Raw genomic sequence first — 19276 nt, forward strand, 5'->3', positions numbered from 1 at the left:
GAGAGATGAGCTTCTCTGTTTCGTTCAATCCGGTCGTGCAGTCTGGTGCCGTGGCTGCTGCTTCAGAAGGTCTGAAGTCGGGTGACGACTACGAAACCCTCGTCATGGAGGCATGTAGCGCCCTCTCCGATGCTGGAGGCAGCAGATTCCGCATTGGCGGCTTCGGAAGCGATGAGTGGCCGCTCGATGTCGGGTATGACCTGTCTGCCTTCATGGAGCAGTTCCCGTCGCTTATGGCGAGTGTGCGCGAACGTCGCGAAGTCGAGGTGGATCTTTACTCGCAGGGTATCGAGAGGACTTTGTCCTTCCGTCCGAGCCATGATCTCGTGATAATTCACTGCGAGTCGCGGACCAATTGGGTGCCAAACCCAGAGTGCGAGAGCATTGCCCAAAGTGAGCTGGTCGCGATGCTCTCGAAATTGGCCGAAGACTTCGCCCAAGGGTTGAAGGCGATCAATTCCGACCTGTCGGAGGTCGCGCCATTCGAACGTTGGCTGGAGGGTGAGGTGTAGCCTCACGGCCCGATCCCCCACCTCGCACGCTGGATAGCAGTAGCAAACTTGAAGCCCCGTCAGGTGCGTCCTGGCGGGGCTTCCGCGATGGGTGACGGCAGTAGTTGACGGCAACGTCAGTGGCCGGTGGCTCCGCATAGCGGCGGGTCGTCGCCGTCGTCGCGGGTCGACTCGTCGTTGGCAGGGCGGTCAAGGGCGGTGCTGAGGGCATCGATGGCGTCGCGCTGGAGGCAGAGTCGGACGTGGGCGTAGACGGTGGCGGTGACACCGATGTGGGCGTGGCCGAGAAATTCCTTGATGACGACGAGTTCGACGCCCTGTTCCAGGAGCAGAGTGACGTGGAGTGCCGGAGGTCGTGGAGCGGATGCGGCGGAGCCCGGCGTTGCGGAGCAGTGTGGTGAAGGTCCGGGTGAGGTTGGTCGGGTCGATCGCTCTACCCTGCGGCGTAGTGAACACGTACCCGTTGTGCTGCCACTCGGCGCCCGTCGTGTCACGGTCGTGCTGATGCTCTTCGTGGCGGTGCTTCAGCGACTGGAGGCAACTGGCGGGGAGGGCGATGTGGCGTTCGGAGGCCGGGGTCTTGGTGGGCAGAGTGGCGAGCCCGCCCGCGTTGGTGCATTCGAGGATGCGGCGAATGGGCCGCGGTGCCGTTGGCGAGGTCAAGGTCGACCCAGTGGATCGCTCGACCACCCAGCGGTAGGTGCCCAGTCCGGTGCCGTGCAGGGTGCCGCGGCGGGCGATCGCGGGCACGATGCCGCGGGCGCGGACCTGGTCGCGGTAGATGTCGTGGTCGTAGCCGCGGTCGGCAAACAGCGAGTCCGGTTTGCGGCGGGGCCGGCCGACCCGGCCGCGGACCGGCGGGATGGCGTCGAGCAAGGGCAGGAGTTGGGTGACGTCATTGCGGTTGCCGCCGGTCAGCAGGACGGCGAGCGGGGTGCCGTGCCCGTCGGTGATCAGGTGGCGCTTCGAGCCGGCCCGGCCTCGGTCGACCGGCGAGGGGCCCGTGTGCATCCCCCTTTTAGCGCTCTGACGTGGGAGGAGTCGACCACGCAGCAGGACCAGTCCAGCCGGGAGGCCGCGTTCAGCTCGGCCAGCAGGACCTCGTGCAGCCGCTGCCACACTCCGGCCTCGTTCCAGTCCCGCAGACGGCGCCAGCACGTCATGCCCGAGCCGAAGCCGAGGTCCTGAGGCAGGTACTCCCACTGGATCCCGGTGTGCAGCACGTACAAGATCCCGCACAGCACATCCCTGTCCGGCAACGGCTTGCGGCCCGGATACCGGAACCTGCGCTCTCGCTGCGGCAGCAGCGGCTCCAGGTGATCCCACAGCTCATCCGACACGATCCACGGTGACGTCCCCACAGAGGACCGAACGCTCAACTCTCGCCCCGGACACGGCAACCAGGAGCGATCCACCTCATTGTGTTAGCCGCTATAAGTGTGCGGGCCAAGCTGAAGCCGCCGCGCGGGAAGCTGGTCAGGCTGGTTGACTGCGGCTGGCTGCGCAAACTGCCCGACGGGCGGTTCACCAACCGCCTGTGAACTGTCTTACTGCCGAATGGGGCGTCTTCATTTACGCCTTCTCCTCCCGGGCTGGCATGGCCGCGGGTGGTTCAGATTCTCTGAGCCAGCAGCATCTTTCCGTCGCCGCCGAGGACCAGGACGTTGCGGGCGACGCCGTCTTCGCCCCTACCATTGTCGCCATCCCACCAGGTGACAAAGCTCCGCGCGAGTTCGTTGGCCTGCTCCTGGCTGGCCGGAATGTAGTCGGTGGTCAACTCGATGTCGTAGTCGGTCTTCGTTAGTTGTGCCACGGTCAGCTTGGACACATGCTGGGCCAACTTCTGCCCGCCGGTGGCATGCACCCAGGAGCGGAAGGCCACCATCAACTCTGCGTCCTCGGTGCGGCTGGTGACTGTGGCGGTCGGGGGGCTGGCTGGCCTGTTGGCGACGCCATCCAGGCAGCCTTGCACCCAGGCGCCCCTGTCAGCTACGGCTTCGGTGGCCTTGGCGTCGAGGGCCCGTCGTGTGCAGCCACCCCAAACGGTTTCACGTACGGCCGCGCCTTTACCCTCCGAGTCGTAGATGGCCTTCCCCGTTTCATGCCCCGCACCGTAGGCCACCGCGTAAGCCGCATCTTTCTGACTCGGTAGGGCCGGCCCCTTGGGAGCTTCTGAGCGAGCGCAACCGGCCAGGGGGAAACAGAGCACCCCTACGGTCACAACAAGCGCAGTACGTACCGTTGTCCTCATTGCTCTCCCTGCTCGCCTTTGTCTCCAGGTGGAGAGATGCAACCCAGAGCCCTTGCGTTCCATCGAGATGCGGCCAAATCTTCGCAAGGGCTCGTGAACGCGGCAGTTCCCGAATTACGGTCTAACCCTGACCACGAGCGGATCTTTGTCCGGCTGACCACCGGGCTCGCCCGTAAGTCCAATGATGGGGGAAGCCTGTTTCATGCGATACAGACGTACCTTGCCGACGATGGCGCTCGGCGCCGTCGTGATTCTCACCGGCGCAATAGCCGCCCATGCCGCCCCTGTGCCGATCACGCCCTCGGCTGATGTCCCGAGTCCTGTGGTGCCGTCGGACGACGTCTCCGGTTCGTCACCGGCGGTTCCCACCCCGTCCGCCACCACGCTCGTTCCCCCTACCCTGACAGCACCGCCAGGCTCGACCATCAACCCACCGGATCAACCGATGCGGTCCAGCGACCCCACGGTGCCTCCGGCGCCCGCTGAGTCGCCCGGTCCCACGATACGACCGACCCCGGCAGGTGCCGGTGGACTGGATGCGTTCTGGTCCGAGGACCGCATGGCACAGGCCATCCCGGTCGAGGAGCAGGAGGCGCGGGAAACGAAGACACCAGCCAGTGCGCGCAAGCAGCGACCGCAGCCGTTCTCCCCCTCGCACCCGTTCGAGGGGATCAAGGAGGTCGGCACCTTCTTCTGGGCCGAAACGGATGAGAACGGCGAGCTGTTCTACCGATTCTGCGCCGGCACGGTGGTGAGGTCTCCCGGCAAGAACCTGGTGGCAACGGCCGCGCACTGCTTCGACGGCAATGACCAACAGCGGGCTCTCGCCTTCGTTCCTCAACACAGCAAGAGGAACCCAAAGCCCCACGGGGTCTACCCGATCCAGAAAGGACAAATCTACGCAGACCCACGCTATATGAGTAAAGGTGGGGACAAGTCGTACACCAACTTGGACTTCGCCATTCTGAAGACCGGTGCCCGTTCCGACGGAAGGCTCGTCCAGGATGTCGTAGGGGCGATCGAACTCGGCATCAACACCGGATACGACCACCCCAAGCTTCGTGTCATCGGCTACCCAGGCTTCGAGCCGAAGCAGGACCCCCTGGACTGTGTCACCCCGGCCAAGAAGTTCACCACGGGAAACGACGGCGAAGTGAAGGGTGGCACCTTCACCGAGGTCAACTGCGACGGCTACGTCTCCGGGACCTCCGGCGGTCCGTTCATTACCGCCGACTCCGAGTCCCCGAAGCTGATCGGTGTGACCGGCGGCTGGAAGACCGGCGGCACCAGCCCCGACACATCGTACTCGTCCTACTTCGGCGACGAGATCAAGCGGATCTATGACGCAGCCGTCGCCGGCCGGATACCCGCGCCCATCGTGCTCGCCGCAGCTTCCGCGTGGAAGCACGCCAAGGATATCCAATCCGGCTATTTCACTCTCAACGGGGCCGTCGAGGACGACCGCATGGACATGGTCGTCATGTGGACGGACGGCGAACTGTCGCTCTACCGCGGAGCAGATAAGAACCTCAACTACTTCGACCGCGAGTTCACGCTGCAGAAAACCAACAAGCTGTGGGCCGACCATGCCAAGCAGGTAGTCGCCGGCGACTTCACCGGGGACAACGGTTCGGATCTCATCGTGCGCTGGTCCGACGGAGAGGTGACCCTGTACCCCTCAGTGGATGAAAAAGGATTCCACGGCGAGAAGCGGCTCGTCGCCGCGAATGCCACATGGGGCAAGCACGCAGCTGCCCTCACGGCAGGCCGCTTCGGCGGGAACCAGTGGCAGGACGATCTCGTGGTCCGCTGGTCGGACGGCGAACTGACCGTCTACCAAAATACGGGTGAGCAGCTTGGCAAGGAGATCAAGGTGCACGGGCCCAACGCGACATGGACGCACGCCGTGGAGCTGGGCTCCGGTGACTACTCCCATGGGGACGTCTGGGATTTGGTGGTCCGCTGGTCGGACGGTGAGGTCACTTGCTACGGCGATTTCACCGGCAGCGGACTTGGCACCGAGCACAGGTGGAAGGCTCCGAACAAGCTCTGGGCCCACGCCATGATCGTCACTGGCGGAGACCATTCGGACAACCCCTGGCCGGACGACACCATCGTGCGCTGGTCCGACGGAGAGCTGAGCCTGTACGTCGACGGAAACGCCGCCGGGGTGGGCAGGGAGAATCAATTAGTTGCTCCCTGAACATTCACAACGGAGCTTCATCAGAGAATGCATTTTACTGGAGGGGAAATGAAGAACTACGCCGCACTGGGAGCCTCTTTAGGGATGGCTATCGTCGCCGTACTCGGCGTCGCCAATGCATCTAACGCTCTTGATGCATACACGTGCACCAAATCATCCTATTCAACCGGCGGGAAGAACTACGGAAAGGCACTTTGCATCGGTGGATCGTCAGCAGTGATGCGTCACAAGGCCATGGCGAACTGTCTGGCAAGTGACGGCCGGACTTGGGTGGCCGAAGGTGCATTTGTGTACCGTGGCTTCACCTCGATCGCCACATGCGGAACAGCCAAGGTCACATACGTCCATGTGATCAGCCGCGCGAGGGGATAACCGTGCATTAGGGTGCCCGGGAGGGCGTCGACTGGGCTGGGGTCGGTCGTAGTGGAGGCTGGTCCTGGCCCGGTCGTCGGACATTTTACAATTGACGATGCGGGGCCGGCGCATGGTCTGCAGGGCGGCAACAGGACAGGGGAAACGGGCTGGGCGTCAGGTGACGGTGTGTGGGAACCCGGCGAGTAGTTCGAGGTTCGGTCCGGTGGCTTCCGATCCCACCGTCTCCCGACTCATCGGTGTCCTCGCCCCGGGTGGGCCGAAGACCCTTGCGGCGATCCGCACCGCACGGGCCCATCCACGAACACGTCTGGAAGCTGGCCGGACAAGCGGCACCGGACGCCGACCCCCAACGGGGTGCTCGTCCGTCCATCGACCTCGCCGCCCGCCGGCGAACCTAACTCCTGTCACACGGGCGGTGTCGCCAGCCAGGATGGTGGAGCACCACTGGGCGATGGAAGAGCCGGGCTGGTACGACAGCCCCGCCGAGCAGGCTGCCGCCGTGCACTGGTGTGGCGGCTGCGGGCAGGGCTGGGCGAAGGACGCGGCCGGGTGGCTGCTGCCGCTGCCTCCCGGGGAGGAGCCGACACCGTCCAGCGGGGACTTCGTCGGCCTCGGCCGACCGTTCAGTCGCGGCCCCTCAGTGACTCTCGATGAGCCGTGGCCGCGGGCGCTGTGGCAGCTTCCGGCAGGCCGGAAGGGCCGCGCCCGCACCGCCTACCAGGTCCCTGCTCACCCGGGAGCCGCAGAACCTGCCTGTACGGCCAGCGGCCGCGCGCGTTGTCGCGCCGGAGCCGGTGTGGGGGGCCGGTTCGGCGGAGCGGCTTGCCGCGAACGCGTCGTGGTGCCGCACGTGCCGGACCTTGGTCGGCGCGCCTGAGGGGGCGGCTGGCGGTCCGTGGGTTCTGCTGCACCGCAGCGAGCCGGAACGGGGGCTGAGTACCTGGACCTACCCCACCGTGAAGGATGCTCTGCACCACGGCGCCCATCTGGCCATGACATACCTGCAGTTGGACGACGGTCCCCTCGATCGTGTGGCGCTGGACCTGTTCGTCGGTCAGGCGCACGCCCAGGTCATCGCCCGCTTCCTCGAACTGCACCCGAAGACGACCCAGTTCGAGGTCGCCGAACTCGTCCCGATGCGCGCCAGCGAGTTTTGAGCGCCGACGCCGCCCCTTGTGGCCGCGCCGGGGCGAGCGGTCAGGAGGCTTCAGCCGTTGTCAGCCATGTTGACCGCCTCTCCCCTGGGTGAGCGCCTCGCAGCGAAGCTGCGCACCCTGCTGGCGGACCCGGGACGGGCACCCGTGTTGGTCCTGGGCACCCTGTGGCCCGATTACTGGCGCACCCTCACCCTTCAACCCGAGCCCGGCCGCGAGGACCCCTATCACCAGGCCCGTGCATTACTGGTCGGCCACGACCTGTCCGTCCCACCAGCCTTCAGCAACACCGACCTGCGCGCCCTGACCGACCGGGCGGTGGAAGATCCGCGCCTGGTCTACGCCGCCGACCATGCCGAGAGCGGCGCCATCACCCAGTACCTGGCCGGAGCGCCGGCTCTGCTGGAGCGTTACCGCACTGCACCAGACGGCGCGCGGTCACTGATCGAGGCTGCCATGGACGCCCGCCGACTCGGCCACGGCCCCGCTCTCCCTCTGGCCCTGCTCGAAGCGGCCGCCCCGGGCTACCTGACCGACACTCAATGGGACCTGCTCGACGAGGACTGGCTCGAACAGGCCCTGGCCTACAACGCCAAACCCCTTCGCGGCGCCCGCGGCGTCCTTACCCGCATCCGCCCGCGTCCCGGACACCCCGCCCCCGCCCAGCCCCACTACCGCCTGGCCGACTACCTCGAACAGCACAGCCACCGCCATCGCCACACCCTCCGCTCCCCCGCCACTTTGTGGAACGCCCTCATTGACCACGCCCCCGCCGCCGAATGTCTGACTCTGGCCCATGCGGCCCAAACCCGCGGCCTGCTGCGAATCGCCCTCCACCTTTGCGCCACTACAGCCGACGTTGACAAGGATTCCGCGCTGCGGTTGGTGGCTGGGTGGCTGACGGATGCTGGACGGTTGAATCAAGCCCTGAACTGGTACGACTGCGCCGTCGACGCTGGCGATCTCACGACTCTGCTGTGGGCGGCCGAACGGCTGGCGAAGGTCGACCACCTGGACTACGTACTGCCCTGGATCGAGCGCGCCGCCGACGCCGAGGACACGGAGGCTGTGCGGTGGACGGCCCTCCTCCTGGCACGGGCCGACCGGTTGGACGAAGCCCTGATCTGGGCGGAGCGCGCTGCCGCTGCCGGCAACACAGGGCTCCTGCGGTGGGCTGCCGGACGACTGGTGGTTGCCGATCGGCTGGACGAGGCTCTGCTCTGGGGCGAGCGCGCCGTCAACGCCGGCGGCACGGAGGCCCTGCAGTGAGCAGCCGACCTGATGATGGTTGCCGGACGACTAGACTCGGCCCTGACCTGACACCAGCGCGCCGCCGATGCCGAGGCCAGCGACACCGAGGCCCCGGGTGCCGCGGGGGCCCTGCTGGCGACTGCCGGACGACTCGACGAAGCCCTGACCTGGGTTGAGCGCGCCGTCGACGCCGACGACACCGAGGCCCTGCAGTGGGCAGCTGAATCCCTGGTGGCTGCGGGACGACTGGACGAAGCCCTCACCTGGTACCAGTGCGCCGCCGACGTCGGATACAGCAAAGCCCTGCAGTGGGCGGCCGACCTGATGGCGGCTGCCGGACGACTCGATGAAGCCCTGACCTGGTACCAGCGTGCCGCTGACGCCGGACACACCGAGGCTCTGCGGTGGGCAGCCGATCTAACGGCGGCGGCCGGACAACTGGTTGGGGCTGATCGGCTGGATGAAGCTGTGACCTGGGTGGAGCGCGCCGTTGTCGCCAGCGGCACCGAGGCGATGCGGTGGGCAGCTGAAGCCCTGGCGGCTGCCGGGCACTTGGACGGGGCCCTGACTTGGGTGGAGCGCGCCGTCGATGCCGAGGACACCGAGGCCATGCGGTGGGCGGCCGACTTGATGGCGGCTGTCGGACGACTGGACGAGGCCCTGACCTGGTACCAGCTCGCCGCCGACGCCGGCCACACCAAAGCCCTGCAGTGCGCAGCCGACCGACTCGCAGAGGCTGACCGCCTGGACGACGCACTCCACTGGGCCGAGCGCCCCGCCGACGCCGGCCACACCAAAGCCCTACGGTGGGCAGCCGACCGACTCGCAGAGGCTGACCGCCTGGACGACGCACTCCACTGGGTTGAGCGCGCAACTGATGCAGGCGACGCTGAGGCACTCCGGTGGGCGGCCGACCTGATGGCGGCTGCCGGACGGCTGGACGAAGCGCTCACCTGGTACCAGCGTGCCGCCAACGCCGGGCACACTGCCACCCTGCAGTGGGCAGCCGACCGACTCGCAGAGGCTGATCGCCTGGATGACGCACTCCACTGGGCCGAGCGCGCCGCCGACGCCGGCCAGACCAAGGCTCTACGGTGGACAGCGGACCAACTTGCAGAGGCTGACCGCCTGGATGACGCACTCCACTGGGTTGAGCGCGCCGCCGACGCAGGCGACGCTGAGGCACTCCGGTGGGCAGCCTGCTGGCTCGCAGACACCGGACGACTGGACGACGCAGATCAGCTATGGCTCTACGGCTGGGAGCCAGACAGATCCATCGCCGACGCGTGGGATCCGCCGATATCCGCGTCGCGCAATCCGGGATGCCACCAGTAGTCACAGAGGCCAGGCGTGACTGCAAGAGGAACGGAGTGGTCCGTCAAGGACAGCGCGACGGCAGACCACCCCGCTGACAGCAGGTCCGCTGAACGAGACGGGCTGATCCAACGACACGGTCAGCTGGGATTCCTGCCCGTCGCGGAATGGACCAGCCTTTTGCTCTCGGCTCCAGTCTCTCAGAGCAGGAGCCTGCCATTTCCGGTGCCCAGACTGGCTGGCCCAGATTCAGGCTGCGTGCCAGGTTGCAAGGGTCGCTGCATCCAAGCCGGTCGCCGGGTCGGTTGTGAACCGAGACCCGAGCTGCTGTTGGTCCCTGCCTGATGCGCCAACCTCCGCAACCTGACACCCCTATCGACGATTCCGGCACGCATTCGAGGTGGCCTCGGGGCAGGCCCGATCGATGCGGAATGGTCCCGCCACCGTCCTGTACAGGGGGAAGCGGGACCGTCAGCAAGCGGGCTTCAGTCGACTGGAGCTGCGGCTTGTACCGCGAGAGACCGGGCCAGTTCACCCATCCGAACGCGATCGCGCTTGATGCCGTTGGCGCTCAGGAACTGAAGCAAAGCAAAGAAGACGTCATCGCTTTCGATCTTCTTGTCCAGGAGCAGCGCGAGTTCGCCGGGCCGGTCAAACGGGACCTTCCTGACTCTCTGCTCTGCGGTGGCAGCGTTCGCATCAGCGCCCGGTGCAGGCGAGTCCGCACGCGGTTCGGGAATCGATTCGGACGTCCCAGGGACCCCGCCCACTGCCATGGCTGAAGGGGCCTGTGAGTCGGCGGTGATTACGGCGTAATCACCGAGGCGCACCGTCTCCGGCACCACATCGGCCTGCGTAACCTGCGCATCGGTGGTGATTACGCCGTAATCGCCGGCGGGGTCACGCCCAGCGCCGTCGGCAGAGTCCTCTGCCGTCTGTCGGCTCCGGGAGGCGGTTGCGTGGGCCTTGCTCTCCTTGAGGGTTCGCTCCGACTTGAGTTCAGCGAGGGCGGTCGCCTGTTCGTCAGCCGGCTTGTTTCCAACTGCCCTCAGCAGGTCGATGGGCTCTTCCCCGATGCGGGCCTGCAGTTCAGGGGTCAGGTTCAGAAGGGAGAGGCGCTGCGACACCCATCCCTGAGAGCGGTGCAGGCGCTTGGCCAGGGCTCTCTGGCTTCCGTGAATGACCAGGAGGCGTTGGAGGGCACGAGCCTCGTCGAGTTCTTCGAGATCGTTTCGGTGGATGTTGGCCACCAGGGCGGACTCGAGGAGTTCTTCTGCGGTTCCTCCCTGGTCGTCGCTGACCATCACCTTGATGGTGGCAAGGCCAGCTTCACGTGCGGCGGCGAGCCGGCTGCTGCCGTCGACGACGACGTGGGTGGTGTCCGGCTCGAGGTTGGCTTCCTGGCTGGGGTTGGCTTTGAGGTAGGCGTCACGGTTCATGACCGTGATCGCGACCTTCTGCCCGTGTGTCTTGAGACTGCCTGCGAGGTCGGTCAGGTCACCGAGCGTGGAGCGTGGGTTGTCGGGGTTGAGGCTGACGCGGTCGACAGGAAGTTCGGCGGGAGGCGCTACGCCCTCGGTGGGGACTCCGGTCGCTGCGGCGACTGCCTGGCGGCGGGCGCTGACTGTCCGTGCTCCCCCACCGAACCGGCCGGCTCCGAGCTGTTCCGCCTTGCTCACAAGACCTCCCTTGCCAGGGCGCGCATGCCGACTGCCTGCTGTGACTTGGGGGCGTACGACAGCAGCGGCTTCTTCACGCGGACGGCCTCCTTCTGTTCTTTGAGGTCTCCGATGAGACCCACGACCCTCGGATCCTTTATGTCGACCCATCCCTGGAGGGACGAGGTGGCGATGTACCCGCGGCGGGAGTCGTACAGGTTGACGACGATGCCGAGGTAGTCGATGTCGACCTGGAGGTCGCCGCGCAGGTCGTCGACCTGGGTGGTGAGGAGTTCGTAGGCGTCGGCGGAACTGTCTTCGGCCTGGACGACGATGAGGGCGCCGGACTGGCCTGGGTTCTCTCCGTCGCGGCGGCGGCCGTAGTAGGCGGCGGCGTCCATGCTGAGGCCGAGGCTGGGCGGGCAGTCGACGATGATTACGTCGTAATCAGCCTCGAGTGGCGCGAGTGCACGCTCGAGTGCCGCTTCGCGGGCTCGTACGGCTGAGAGCCGCACATCGAGCAGGAAGGCGTCGTTGCAGGCCGGCAGCAGGTGCAGGCGGCCCTCGAAGGCGTCTTCGTCGACGGAGACGATGAGGTCGCGGAGGTCGCCCTTCGGATCGCCGGCCATGTGGTTGGTGAGGCTGTCACCGTTCATCGGCAGGGGAGTGGCGCCGAGCTGATTGGTGAGGTGGCATTGGGGGTCGAAGTCGACGAGGAGCACGCGCAGTCCGGGACCGGGGAGGTTCTCGATGTCGAGGGGATCGTCGTCCAACTCCGCAGTGTCCGTGTGGGTCTCGCTGGCGCGCAGAGCTTTGGTGAGGGCTTTGGCCACACGGACGGGGTGCAGCTTGTTGGAATCTTCCGCCAGCGCCTCGCCCAGGCCGGCGGTGATGGCGGTCTTGCCGACTCCGCCCTTCTGGTTGCAGACGACGATGCGGCGGGTGACCGTAGGCCGCTCGATATCCGGCGCCGGGTTGGTGTCGAGCCACAACTGCACGGACTGGGCGAGACCCTGGATGAGGGACACGCGCCGGTCGGCGGCGATCTGCCGAAACTCTTCCCACTGGCCCGGGGGCAGGAAGGTGGAGAAGGAGTCGGCGCCGGCGGTATCGACGGTGGCGGGCGTGGAAGCCAGGGTGCACCAGTCGCTGATGCCCTGTTCGACGGCGGTCTGGATCTCGATGCCGTGCTGAGCGGCTCTGACTTTCAGGTTCTGCCGGAGCCATCCCGGCAGTTTGGAGACGACCTTCTCGCGGTCGCTGGAGGTGGCTGGCGAACTCATGGAGGACACCATACTAACGTCCTTGATCAAACACAGCATTGACACGTTAGTTAAACCAGGTTGATGCAGAAGTGCGCGTCCGACAGGAGTGATTACGTCGTAATCACGGCTACGGTCGGCCGTCCCATCCCCGAGCTACCAGTCGCCCTTCCCTGCCAGTTAGGGGGTCACAGCCTCCAGGCGCGGGCTCCCGCTGCGGCGGTAGGCCTGGAAGGAGCAGGTTGAACTCGGAATCCGCGCTGTCATCCCCCAGCCATCCGACCAGGTCGGCCACCGGTTGCGGTGAGGCCACGACGGAGGCCGCCCACCCGCCTTCAACGCCGAGGCTACAAGCAGCGCAACGCCGTCGAACGGTGCATCAACCGACTCAAGCAGTGGCGCGGCCTGGCCATGCGAACGGACAAACTCGCCAGCGCCTACCAGGCCGCACTCCACCTCGCCGCCATCCTCATCTGGACAGCCGCGTGACCGCTCAAGCACCTCGCCCGCGAAGATGGGCCAGATGGACGATCTTGTGCAGTTCCTCATCGCACGAATCAATGACGACAATCACGCTTACGCCTACGTGGCTGGCACCTTGGGCGGCGCGGCCCTTCTCGACAGCCACCTCCCCATGCTCGACCTGATCGAGCAACTGGCGAACGAATACAAGGCCATGGATCCCTCGGACTCCCGCTCGGTAGGCCTTGGATACGCCCTGCGAGTCCTTGGCCAGTCATACGCCGAACACCCCGCCTACCAGTACGAATGGCGCCCATAACCTTTCGGGGACAGGCCCTAGGTGTCGCTGATGACGTCGGCCTGGCAGCAGCTCGGCCGCCGCGCAGTCGCTCGACCGACCGCGCCAAGGCGGCGCCGTCTCAGGCGCTCGTCGGCACGTGTGGGTGAGGGCGGACGCGGTCCGTAGGGGCCGGCCGTGGAGCCTTCCGCTGGAGGACCGGACGCTGCTGGTCGCCGCCTACCGGCGCACCAATCTGTCGATGCGACAGGTCGCCCCGCTGTTCGGAGTGTCGAAGTCGGCGGCGGACCGGATTATCGACCGCCCCGGGCCGATGCTCGCGCGCCAGCTCCGCAAGCGGTTCGCCAGGGACCCTGTGCTCATCGTGGACGGCAGCCTAGTGCCGACCGGGACCAGGCCATCGCCGAGCAGTCAAAGAACTACCAAGGCTGACCAGGTCGTAGCCGCGGTTCCGGGTGGCGGGTGGCGAGCCCACTGGAAAGGTGAGGGCCCGGGGAACACCCCGCTCACGGAACAGGTACTCGCGTGGCTGATCACCTCGCAGGGCCGGGCAACGGCCATCACGATGGACGCTCACGGGCATGTTGACGATGCCGACAGCGCCGACGCCTTCATCCCGCCGGGCGAGGAGCTGGGCCAGGATTGAGGTCCCGGATCAGGCGACTTCCGTCTCACGCTCGATGGCTTTTAGGTGTTCTTCAGCCGGTAGCTGGGACCGTTGATGGCGACGGCTTCGCAGTGGTGCAGGAGGCGGTCGAGGGCGGCGGTGGCGAGGACTTCGTCGCGGAAGACCTGGCCCCATTCATCTGGCTGGCACTTGTTCCCTCACAAGGGGCCCCTGTCACCTGGCCCGTTTCCCGTTCCCGTCATCGCGGGCGGGGCCGTCCCGCAGGAGCCGCTGGCGACGGACCCGTGGCAATTCCAGGCCGCGGGCGTCGATGCGTTCGTCGCCTCGTGGCGGGTCCGCGGGTTCAGCCCGGTGACCATCGACAACGACGTCGGTCGGCTGGAGCGAACCCTGGCTGCGCTGGGGCGGCCCGCGTGGGACGTGACGCCCGAGGACATCGACCGCGTGGTCGGTGACTTGGCGGTGAGGGGTCGGGCGACGGAGTGGCAGAACGAGGTTGCCCGCGAGTGTTCCTGCGACACCTTGACCGGCATCGCGCGACAGGGGGCCGCCACCCCGCCTTCGACCCGCACTGGGCAGTCGATGACTGACACGACTGTCACCCTTTGAGCAGTCGAGCACGCTGGTCGGTGGAAGGCCAGCCACGGGTTGACACTGTTCACAGCCGCGCAGCCTGGGGTGTCGGCCATGGCACGCCTGCCGGTTGGACAAGCGAAGGGCTTCGCGCCGGCCCGTGCGGCGTGGGCATGTTGTGGCGGCAGGTGACGGGGTGCCCAGGCGGCAAGGGGTGTTCAGTTCAGGGGCATCGCACCGGGAAGGGCGATAGAAGCTCACGCGCGCCCCTGCCGGAACGAGGGCACGCGGCAGAGCAGGGCCCCGCCCTACGGCGCAGGCGGCATCGGGTTCACCTCTGGTCATTCGCATCGCTTCAGCGTCTTGGTGATTACGCCGTAATCACCCCTGCAAGCACGCGCGCCCCCACGGTCGTCGCAAGTATCCGAGGACCGACAAGGAGGTCGATGCATTAGCCCGCCAGCCGGCGGAGGGTGGGCCAACTGGCGGGCATTCCAGCGGGCTGGTGTGCGTCCAACTGCGTCAACGGAGACGATTGCGACTTCGGCTCCGTAAGCGGCTTGAGCGTCCTCGCTCGCTTCTGACGTGCTGCCTTTCTGCAGTCCACGCCCGAGAGCCTTCAGGTAGATGGCGAGACTGATGAACTGTCGGCGTCTCACAGTGGGGGAGTGCCGCGCGCCTCGATCTGGTCCAGCAAGGTGACATCGTCGTGATCGTCGAGGTCGGCCCGGTGCTCCAGAAGCCAGCGGGCGACGGGCGTCATGAGGGCACGGCGGCGTGTGGTCCCAACTTTGGCACGGCGTTCAGCCGCAGCGTTCGCCGCTGCCTATCGCCTGGCCAGAAGGCCTCGGCTGGTCCAGCAACGAGAGTGATCAGTCGGCCTCGTCAGAATCGGCAACCCGGCCGGTCGATGCGTATCCCCAGGGTGGTGATGTTGGCGGGCTCTTTGCCGTTACAGGTGAAGGCCTGTAACCGTTCGGCGAGTTGTGATGCAAGCCGCGAACGCCTCGCCGTCTCTGGGACCACCGAATGGAACTCCACAACGCCTTGGTCTCGACGGAGCAGCATTCCAATCTTGCGCGGATCATGAACGTCTACCGAGCTTGAATGGGGGATGTCGGGGGCGCGGAGTCTGGCACCCTGAGCCGCTCCACCTGTGGCTGGCTCCGCAAGATGGGCGTATGACCGAGTGCGAAGCGGATCTGCTGGCGCTGCTACATGGGCTTGATGATCCGGGGTGGCTGGAGTGGCCGCAGCACTACGACCGCGGCGAGACCGCAGCCCGCTTGGGTGGTCTGCTGACCCGACTCGAAGGCGACTTCGCACCTCTCTGCGTGATGAGCAGGAAACCTCGGGCTCCAGCGAGTACGGACGCGTCGTCGTGCCGGCTGACGCGACCGTATGCGGAGCCTGGATCGTCGTCTGTGTGAGCAAGTTTGGGCCACTAGCGCTGGTCTGCGCGGACAACCCGGGCGCCTTCCTCGGAGCGGAGAAGACCGAGGGAGAGCTGGACGGCGCTGGCCTTGCCAAGGTCAACCGGGCGTTGGTCGAGCTCAGCTATGTAGTGGTTGCCGATGAACTACTGGAGAGCGACTACGACGGGCCGAGCCTACTGCCCTCGCATGTTGAGCGGCCCACTTGGTGGGCTCGCTTCTTCGGCTTCTTCTGACGCTCACGCCGACAGGGACAGCCCCGTGCCCGCCAGGCAGCCGTCGATGATCTCCGGCCGGTACGGGAGCATCTTGAGTTCGCGCTTCACGCCTCGGGCCCGCGCCATCCGGACCTCGGGTGATTACGTCGTAATCACCCGCACTCCGGCAGGACCACTCTCGCGCTTTGAATCTCCGGCGCCCTTTCAGTTCCGATGCGCCGAGGAGGTGTAGGGCTCCGCGTGGGATACGGAGCAGATGAGCCGATCATCCCTGTAGGGCAAATCTCACCTAACGGGCATTGCGCGCAAAAACGACTCACAGAATGGCCCCTTCCAGGGCCGAACTCACACGAGTTGATGTGATCGGACCTTGAGCCCCATGAAAGGCCGCCAGTGCGCCGCACAGGCGTTTCGGTCCGCCCGAGTGACCGTTGTAGGCGCCGCGCGGGCGGACGGCTCACCGTTGGCGAAGACCCGCTAGTTCGAGGAGCACTTCAGTCACCTGGGAATGCAGTTCACCCCCAACCAACGACGCGCACCGCATCTCACGCGCTCTACAAGGCCCGGCAGCCCGGCAGCGTCTGAGAAGGCACTGCATGACCTCGCCGACCAGCTGGCCGCCGAGACCGACCCCATCGACTATCAAACCGCCCTTCGGTCCTTGAGGACTGGAACCTCGGCCGCGGTGAATGGCAAGCGCTGATCAACCACTTGCCACCGACCCCAGGTCCGCGCAGCCGGTGCTCGACGACCGTAAACGGGAGGACGCCTCCCTCTTCATCTAAAGCTGCGTCACTCAAGGCGAACATCTCCTCGCTCCCCGACCCATCGAGGCAGGGAAGACACAGCACGTTCAACGCGCCTGGACGAATCGGCGTCACACCAGGTGACCGCAGCGGCTTTGAGCGAGGTCCTCGACATCCGCAACCGCGGTGACACCGAACTGCGATGGCCGTCTACCAGCGCAAGTACGGCATCCTCGCCGAGGGCAGCCTGGACGGCTGGCAGGAGACCGACTCCGCAGCCGAGAATACGCCGGCCGAGTTCGCATGCGCCTGGGCACCGGCGCGCCTGGCCATCATGAGCTGGCCCGCCTGAAGTCTAGGCGCTGCGCAGCCAGGCGGGCCAACAGGCGGGGGCCGGCCGGGTGCACCGAAGCCGATCACTAGGCTCCCCGTCAAGACCAGTGATCTCGGATTCGCCTGCTCGTGCTGCGGCGCGCACCACCCTGAGCTGCCCATGAACTACACGGCCGAAGCCCCAGCTGTCTGGGATCCGGCCTTCGCTGACGCCGACGACTGCCTGCTCTCGTCAGACCAGTGCGTGATCCAGGCGCAGCACTACTTCGTCAAAGGCCTGATCGAGATACCGGTGATCGGTAGGGACGAGGTGTTCTCCTGGGGGGCCTGGGTGTCTCTCAGCCGTGAGAACTTCTCCCGTGCGGCGGACCTGTGGGACATGCCAGGCCGGGAGTCCGAGAAGCCGTACTTCGGCTGGCTCACAACCGACCTGCCGGTCTACTCGCCCACGACCCTCAACCTCAAGACCAACGTCCACACCCGCCCGATCGGCCAGCGCCCCTTCATCGAACTCGAACCTACCGACCACCCTCTCGCCGTTGAACAGCGGACGGGGATCACCCAGAACCGCGTACGGGAGATCGCCGCGGCAGTGCTGCACCCCTCCCGCGGCAGGAGGCAGTAGTGACGGGGGACGCACGAGTGCCGTTGACGGCCGGCCGCGTCCTCAACACCCTCGCCGGAGACGGTCGTGCCATCGCCTGCCTCGCTGGTCTCTATCTCGTGTAGGTCCGTGGTCATGCGCTCACCTCTGCCATGGCGGCCGCAAGGAGCGCGGTGGCGTCGGTCGCGTACGGGCCGTCGTAGCTTGCGTGGTCGTTGACGTCGAACGGCGCGGCCTTCGCGGTGATCGTGAAGCCGGGGATGACGGTGGCCGCCTTGCCCGCCAGTTCGGTGTTGAGGCGGTCGGCGTCGTGGCCGGCGAGCCAGGTCTGGAAGTAGGGACCGAGGCGGAGCACGTGTAGCCGGTGCCGTCGCTGCGGCGCGCTTCGACGTGGACGCCATAGTTCGCCGGGGCCATGCCGACGTCGTCGGGGAGGTCCAGACCCGCTGCGGCGTGGGTGAACGGCTCGTAGTCCGGCTTCCACGCACCGAGGATCGTGGTCCTTTCGCAGCGCAGCCAGCCCAGCCTCCGGTAGTGCTCGCCGTGGGGCGTGTACGAGCCGCCGGGGTGTTTCAGGGCAACGGCGAGGATGTCGGGTCCCTGGTCGTCACCCGGGCGCGGGTGGGCACGCTCTACGAACGGGCCGACCCGGACGGCGAGGTCGTGGCACTGGCCTGGAGTCCAGGGCTCCGGGTCGCGCAGGCCGGCGAGCAGCGCGCGGAACTGGTCGACGGCGGCCTGGTCCTCGGATGTGAGGGCGCCGGGGCCGTGGCCACAGCGGCGGAAGAGACGGATCATCGGGCGGTCTCCTGCTCGGTGTTGGCGGTGCGGGGGCCGGCGGGCGTCTTGAGGACGCGCGGCAGATGGACGTGCAGGTGCTCGACTACGACCTCACGGCCGCGGTCGCGGAGTTCTCGGCCAAGGAGTTCGGTAAGACCGCTGGCCCTGTGCCTGCCGCCCGCGCAACCGATGGCGATGCAGCTGGGGCCGGCGGGCAGGTCTGCATAGTCGGCGAGGTTGACGAGTAACTCGCGGGCGCCGGGGGTTGCGAGGACGACGCCCTGGACGCGGGGGTCGAGGCCGTCGAGATCGAGGATGTCGCGAGCGGCGGCGGGGTCGCGGAGCCGGTCGCGGACGTCTTCGATCCGGTCGGCGGCGGGCGGGACGGGGGAGCCGTCCGGGCCGGTGGGCAGGTGCAGGTAGCCGAACGAGATCAGACGGATCGGGTGGGTCGGGCGCACGAGGGCCTCCAGGTCGCTGGTGATGGGGCGGGAACGCCAGAGCGCCGCACCTGGCCGGAAGGGGCAGGAACGGCGCTCTGGTGGGGTTGGTGTGGTGCTCAGGGGGTCGATGCCACGGCCGCGCTGAGGATGGTGGCGTGGTCGAACGCCAGTCGTTCCGGCAGGGCATTCAGGGGCCACCAGCGGGCCGTGCGGGCGTCGTCCCCGGCGATGATCGGGGTGTCGGCGGGGACGGTGGCCACGTAGGCGACGGTGATGTACCGGCCGCGCGGGTCGCGGTCGGGGGCGTCCCAGACTCCGATCTGGCGCAGGTCGTCGGCGGTGACGGTGACGCCGGTTTCCTCAACCAGCTCCCGGGCGGCGGCCGCGAGGCTGGTCTCTCCGGGGTCGACGTGGCCGCCGGGGAGCGCCCAGGCGCCCTCGTGCGGCGGCCAGCCACGCTGGATCAGCAGGACGTCTCCGGCGGGCGTCAGGGCGATGACGTCGGCGGTGTAGCGGATCGTCTCGAACGTCTCGGTCTCGGTCTCGGTCATGTGCACCTCTCTGGGGCGGGCTCCTGGGTGGTGGTGTCGGTGACGACAAGGAACTGGTCGCTGGGCAGGTCCATCACGACCTGGGCGTCGGTGCCTCGGGCGCGCTGAGCGGCGGCGTATTCCTCCGCCGGCCAGGAGCCGCGGGGGCTTCCGGCGGGGAACCGCTCCAGGACCGTGCGCTGGGGCTGGGTGGGCATCAAGGTCGCCTCCCTTGAGGCGTGGCGGGT

18 protein-coding genes and 4 pseudogenes are annotated in these 19276 nt (G+C 67.0%); 13 read left to right on the forward strand and 9 right to left on the reverse strand.

From position 1 onward, the window contains the following. Positions 1 to 5: 5 nt before the first annotated feature. On the forward strand, positions 6 to 512 hold the full coding sequence (locus tag ACFYO5_RS35630) for a hypothetical protein (protein ID WP_388717234.1): 507 nt from the start codon (positions 6 to 8) through the stop codon (positions 510 to 512). Between the two features lie 675 nt (positions 513 to 1187). On the opposite strand, the pseudogene ACFYO5_RS35635 reads toward ACFYO5_RS35630, so the two are convergent. Both ACFYO5_RS35635 and ACFYO5_RS35640 read right to left on the reverse strand, forming a co-directional pair. Further along, positions 1188 to 1912, reverse strand: a pseudogene (locus tag ACFYO5_RS35635) (IS5 family transposase); the annotation flags it as partial. A 212-nt stretch (positions 1913 to 2124) separates the two neighbouring features. Beyond that, a complete protein-coding gene (locus ACFYO5_RS35640; protein ID WP_388717237.1) occupies positions 2125 to 2634 on the reverse strand; it encodes a hypothetical protein in 510 nt (169 codons plus the stop codon). A gap of 688 nt (positions 2635 to 3322) precedes the next feature. On the opposite strand from ACFYO5_RS35640, the gene ACFYO5_RS35645 reads away from it, so the two are divergent. From ACFYO5_RS35645 to ACFYO5_RS35665, 5 genes are all read left to right on the forward strand, one after another. Beyond that, a complete protein-coding gene (locus ACFYO5_RS35645; protein WP_388717240.1) occupies positions 3323 to 4966 on the forward strand; it encodes a trypsin-like serine peptidase in 1644 nt (547 codons plus the stop codon). Positions 4967 to 5014: 48 nt separating this feature from the next. Then, the gene (locus ACFYO5_RS35650; protein ID WP_388717243.1) at positions 5015 to 5338 is read left to right on the forward strand and encodes a hypothetical protein; all 324 of its coding nucleotides are present in this window, start codon (positions 5015 to 5017) and stop codon (positions 5336 to 5338) included. A 959-nt stretch (positions 5339 to 6297) separates the two neighbouring features. Further along, a complete protein-coding gene (locus ACFYO5_RS35655) occupies positions 6298 to 6498 on the forward strand; it encodes a hypothetical protein (protein ID WP_388717246.1) in 201 nt (66 codons plus the stop codon). A gap of 57 nt (positions 6499 to 6555) precedes the next feature. Further along, entirely contained in the window at positions 6556 to 7764 is a 1209-nt protein-coding gene (locus tag ACFYO5_RS35660) for a hypothetical protein (RefSeq protein ID WP_388717249.1), read from the forward strand. Positions 7765 to 7977: 213 nt separating this feature from the next. Further along, a complete protein-coding gene (locus tag ACFYO5_RS35665; protein WP_388717252.1) occupies positions 7978 to 9081 on the forward strand; it encodes a hypothetical protein in 1104 nt (367 codons plus the stop codon). Positions 9082 to 9545: 464 nt separating this feature from the next. Here ACFYO5_RS35665 and ACFYO5_RS35670 read toward each other — a convergent pair whose 3' ends face one another. Together ACFYO5_RS35670 and ACFYO5_RS35675 are read right to left on the reverse strand one after the other, a co-directional pair. Then, the gene (locus ACFYO5_RS35670; RefSeq protein ID WP_388717255.1) at positions 9546 to 10739 is read right to left on the reverse strand and encodes a ParB/RepB/Spo0J family partition protein; all 1194 of its coding nucleotides are present in this window, start codon (positions 10737 to 10739) and stop codon (positions 9546 to 9548) included. Then, a complete protein-coding gene (locus ACFYO5_RS35675) occupies positions 10736 to 12001 on the reverse strand; it encodes a ParA family protein (protein WP_388717258.1) in 1266 nt (421 codons plus the stop codon). Before ACFYO5_RS35675 ends, ACFYO5_RS35670 begins: the two co-directional genes overlap by 4 nt. Before the next feature lie 229 nt (positions 12002 to 12230). Between ACFYO5_RS35675 and ACFYO5_RS35680 the strand changes: the two are divergent. The 3 genes and pseudogenes from ACFYO5_RS35680 to ACFYO5_RS35690 all read left to right on the forward strand — a co-directional run. Continuing rightward, a pseudogene (locus tag ACFYO5_RS35680) lies at positions 12231 to 12469 on the forward strand (IS5/IS1182 family transposase); the annotation flags it as partial. A 34-nt stretch (positions 12470 to 12503) separates the two neighbouring features. Further along, complete coding sequence (locus ACFYO5_RS35685) at positions 12504 to 12761, forward strand: DUF6221 family protein (protein ID WP_388717261.1); 258 nt, start codon at positions 12504 to 12506, stop codon at positions 12759 to 12761. 130 nt (positions 12762 to 12891) lie between these two features. Next, positions 12892 to 13166: pseudogene (locus ACFYO5_RS35690) on the forward strand (transposase family protein); the annotation flags it as partial. Between the two features lie 229 nt (positions 13167 to 13395). Here the strand turns inward: ACFYO5_RS35690 and ACFYO5_RS35695 are convergent. Further along, a pseudogene (locus ACFYO5_RS35695) lies at positions 13396 to 13544 on the reverse strand (ATP-binding protein); the annotation flags it as partial. A 175-nt stretch (positions 13545 to 13719) separates the two neighbouring features. Between ACFYO5_RS35695 and ACFYO5_RS35700 the strand changes: the two are divergent. The 4 genes from ACFYO5_RS35700 (at position 13720) to ACFYO5_RS35715 (ending at position 17296) form a co-directional block, all read left to right on the forward strand. Continuing rightward, positions 13720 to 13977 (forward strand): hypothetical protein, encoded by a 258-nt coding sequence (locus tag ACFYO5_RS35700; protein WP_388717264.1) that lies wholly within the window; start codon positions 13720 to 13722, stop codon positions 13975 to 13977. 1390 nt (positions 13978 to 15367) lie between these two features. Continuing rightward, entirely contained in the window at positions 15368 to 15610 is a 243-nt protein-coding gene (locus ACFYO5_RS35705; protein ID WP_388717267.1) for a hypothetical protein, read from the forward strand. A 930-nt stretch (positions 15611 to 16540) separates the two neighbouring features. After that, positions 16541 to 16690, forward strand: a complete 150-nt coding sequence (locus ACFYO5_RS35710) for a hypothetical protein (RefSeq protein WP_388717268.1) — start codon at positions 16541 to 16543, stop codon at positions 16688 to 16690. 141 nt (positions 16691 to 16831) lie between these two features. After that, complete coding sequence (locus tag ACFYO5_RS35715) at positions 16832 to 17296, forward strand: DUF2199 domain-containing protein (protein WP_388717271.1); 465 nt, start codon at positions 16832 to 16834, stop codon at positions 17294 to 17296. Between the two features lie 112 nt (positions 17297 to 17408). Here ACFYO5_RS35715 and ACFYO5_RS35720 read toward each other — a convergent pair whose 3' ends face one another. From ACFYO5_RS35720 to ACFYO5_RS35735, 4 genes are all read right to left on the reverse strand, one after another. Continuing rightward, a complete protein-coding gene (locus ACFYO5_RS35720) occupies positions 17409 to 17630 on the reverse strand; it encodes a hypothetical protein (protein ID WP_388717274.1) in 222 nt (73 codons plus the stop codon). Positions 17631 to 18069: 439 nt separating this feature from the next. Continuing rightward, positions 18070 to 18516: a hypothetical protein gene (locus ACFYO5_RS35725; RefSeq protein WP_388717277.1), complete on the reverse strand. Its 447-nt coding sequence runs from the start codon at positions 18514 to 18516 to the stop codon at positions 18070 to 18072. A gap of 98 nt (positions 18517 to 18614) precedes the next feature. Then, the gene (locus ACFYO5_RS35730; protein WP_388717279.1) at positions 18615 to 19049 is read right to left on the reverse strand and encodes an NUDIX domain-containing protein; all 435 of its coding nucleotides are present in this window, start codon (positions 19047 to 19049) and stop codon (positions 18615 to 18617) included. Continuing rightward, the gene (locus ACFYO5_RS35735) at positions 19046 to 19246 is read right to left on the reverse strand and encodes a hypothetical protein (protein ID WP_388717282.1); all 201 of its coding nucleotides are present in this window, start codon (positions 19244 to 19246) and stop codon (positions 19046 to 19048) included. Before ACFYO5_RS35735 ends, ACFYO5_RS35730 begins: the two co-directional genes overlap by 4 nt. Positions 19247 to 19276: the final 30 nt, after the last annotated feature.

It is taken from the genome of Streptomyces sp. NPDC006259 (assembly GCF_042870975.1).
In the GTDB taxonomy this organism is placed as follows: domain Bacteria; phylum Actinomycetota; class Actinomycetes; order Streptomycetales; family Streptomycetaceae; genus Streptomyces.